This window comes from Microbacterium sp. Leaf351 (assembly GCF_001423825.1).
GTDB classification, from domain to species: domain Bacteria; phylum Actinomycetota; class Actinomycetes; order Actinomycetales; family Microbacteriaceae; genus Microbacterium; species Microbacterium ginsengisoli.
In genome coordinates this window covers 132,019-134,791 of the sequence record NZ_LMPK01000034.1, presented here as the reverse complement: position 1 = coordinate 134,791, position 2,773 = coordinate 132,019, and the positions used below count along the sequence as shown (strand labels likewise).

The following is a 2,773-nucleotide window of genomic DNA, read 5'->3' as shown; positions in this document are numbered from 1 at the left end:
CCGCGACCGGCATGCTGCGCAGCGACGTGGGTCGTCAGCTGGGCATCCGGCTGACGCCGACGCTCGAGTTCATCCTCGACGCGCTGCCGGACTCGGCCGGGCACATCGAGGATCTTCTGCGCGAGGCGCGTGAGCGCGACGAGGCCGTGGCGGGCATCGCCGTCGGCGCTCACTACGCGGGCGAGTCCGACCCCTACGTGAAGCCGCGGGTCGAAGACGACGACGAGGACTGAGCGCGCTCAGCGCGTCTGACGTCGCAGTGACAGCGCGGCGAGCACGACGACACCGAGGGTGAACAGGGCGACGACGCCGAGTTCGCGCAGGGCCGGTCCGGTATCGGTCGAGGTCGCGAGGTCGTGCAGCGCCTGCACGGAGTGCGACATCGGCAGCCAATCGCTGATCGCCCGGAGCACGTCCGGCATGCTGTCGCGCGGCACGATGACGCCGCCCAGGATCACCTGCGGGAACACGATCGCGGGCATGAACTGCACGACCTGGAACTCGGTCGCCGCGAACGCGGATGCCAGCAGGCCGAGCGTCGTGCCGAGAAGGCCGTTGAGGATGGCGGCCACGATCAGCAGTCCGATCGGGCCGGCGATCGTGAGCCCGCACACCCACACCGCGAAGGCGACGGCGATGAGCGCCTGCATCGCGGCGAGCAGCCCGAAGGCGAGAGCGTAGCCGGCGATGACGTCGCCCTTGCCCAGCGGCAGGGTGAGCAGGCGCTCGAGGGTTCCGCTGCGTCGTTCGCGCAGCGTCGCGATGCTCGTCACCAGGAACATGACGATGAACGGGAACAGGGCGAGCAGCGCCGGTCCCACCTGATCGAACGTGTGGGCGTCGTCGAAGACCCACGCGAGCAGACCGAGCAGCAGCGAGGGGACGAACAGCAGCAGCACGATCGTGCGTGGGTCGTGGCGGATCTGGGTCAGCACCCGGCCCGCGGTCACGAGGGTGAGGAGCGGGTTCATGGGGTGTTCCGTTCGACGAGGGCCAGGAACGCCGCGTCGTGGTCGCTCGTTGCGGTTTCGGCGAGCAGTCCATCGGGCGTGGTGTCGGCGATGAGCCGCCCGTCGTGCAGGAGGAGGAGCCGGTCGCATCGCCGTGCCTCATCCATCACGTGGCTCGAGACGACGACCGTCGTGCCGTCGTCGGCGAGCGACCGGAACAGTGCCCACAGGTCGCGGCGCAGCAGCGGATCCAAGCCGACCGTGGGCTCGTCGAGCCCGAGGATGGGCGGGCGGCCGACGAGGGCGATCGCGAGCGACACCCGATTTCGCTGACCTCCCGACAGACGCGAGACGAGCGCTCCGCGGAAGGCGTCGAGATCGACGGCCGAGATGGCGGCATCCGCGTCGGCACGGGAGCTGCCGCGCACCCGGGCGAAATAGCGCACATTCTGCTGCACCGTCAGGTCGTCGTAGATCGCCGAGCTCTGCGCCATATAGCCGATCCGGCCGCGCAGCGGTCGGCTCCCGGCGGGTTGTCCGAGCACGGTCGCGCTGCCTCGGGTGATGCGCTGCGCGCCCACGATCGAGCGGATGAGCGTCGTCTTTCCGCTGCCCGACGGCCCGAGCAGGCCGACGAGCTCGCCGGGTGCGAGTGCGACATCGATGCCATGAAGGATGCGCGTACGACCGCGCCGCACCGCCAGATCGTGTGTGACCACCGCCACCGTGCTGTCCACACCACGACATTCCCACGCGGGGTACGTGAGAGCAATGGGATGCCGCCGGAAGAATGCGGGCGGCAGCACCCTACGCCGGCAGTCGCAGCAGGCCGTCGGGCGTCGTCTCCGCGAGACCGTCGGCGAGCAGGGTGCCGATCGCGCGGTCGCGCTGCGCGGCATCCGGCCAGTCGGCGATGACGGCGTCGACGGGCACACCCTCGGGGGCGGCGTCGCGCAGCACCGCCATGACGGCGCCGCGGGCCTGACGGTCGCTTCCCTCATACCGGGCTTGGCGACGGCGGGTGTCGCCGGTGTCGGGGTAGCCCGCCGCGCGCCACGCGCACAGCTCCCGCACGGGGCAGAGGTCGCAGCGGGGCGTACGCGCGGTGCAGACGACAGCGCCCAGCTCCATGGCCGCCGCGTTCACTGTCGCCGCCGCCGCGCGATCCTCCGGAAGGATCGCCGCCATCCGGTCGAGGTCGCTTCTCGCCGGCGGCCCGGGCTGGGACCTTCCGTCGACGGCGCGCGCGAGCACGCGCCGCGTGTTCGTGTCGACGACCGGATGCCTGTCGCCGTAAGCGAACACCGCCACGGCGCGAGCCGTGTAGTCGCCGATGCCCGTGAGGGCGAGCAGGGCGTCGACGTCGCGCGGCACGACGCCGTCGTGCCGGTCGCGGATCTCGACGGCCGCCCGGTGCAGCCACAGCGCTCGCCGCGGATAACCGAGGTTCGCCCACCGCTGCACCGCCTCCGCGGGCGATGCCGCCGCGAGCGCGGTCGGTGTCGGCCACGTCACGAGCCAGGCCTCGAGCAGCGGGATGACCCGGTTCACGGGTGTCTGCTGCAGCATGAACTCGCTCACCAGGACGCCCCACGCCCCGAACCCCTGCGCCCGCCACGGCAGGTCGCGCGCGTTGCCGCGGTACCAGTCGACGAGGGCGGCGGCGAGGGGGGTCACCGACCCAGCGTAGAAGGTGCGCGGGCGGGGGATGCGGCATCCGTCGCCGTAGGCTGGGGACATGCGCCTGGCCTCCACCCCCGTCGTCGAACTGCAGCGTCAGCTGCGTGACGAGGTGCGGCAGCACTACCCGGCGGGCCGCATTG

Annotated in this window: 4 protein-coding genes; 1 reads left to right on the top strand and 3 read right to left on the bottom strand. The window is 71.8% G+C overall.

Annotated elements, in window-relative coordinates:
- On the top strand, positions 1-233 hold a 233-nt coding region (locus ASG00_RS10785; RefSeq protein WP_442922638.1), incomplete at its 5' end, for a ribosome-binding factor A.
- Between the two features lie 6 nt (positions 234-239).
- On the opposite strand, the gene ASG00_RS10780 is transcribed toward ASG00_RS10785, so the two are convergent.
- The 3 genes from ASG00_RS10780 to ASG00_RS10770 form a co-directional block, all read right to left on the bottom strand.
- Complete coding sequence (locus ASG00_RS10780) at positions 240-971, bottom strand: ABC transporter permease (RefSeq protein WP_045246134.1); 732 nt, start codon at positions 969-971, stop codon at positions 240-242.
- Entirely contained in the window at positions 968-1,687 is a 720-nt protein-coding gene (locus tag ASG00_RS10775; protein WP_056209453.1) for an ABC transporter ATP-binding protein, read from the bottom strand. The genes ASG00_RS10780 and ASG00_RS10775 overlap by 4 nt, the downstream gene beginning before the upstream one ends.
- 70 nt (positions 1,688-1,757) lie before the next feature.
- Positions 1,758-2,627 (bottom strand): A/G-specific adenine glycosylase, encoded by an 870-nt coding sequence (locus tag ASG00_RS10770; protein ID WP_056209581.1) that lies wholly within the window; start codon positions 2,625-2,627, stop codon positions 1,758-1,760.
- Positions 2,628-2,773: the final 146 nt, after the last annotated feature.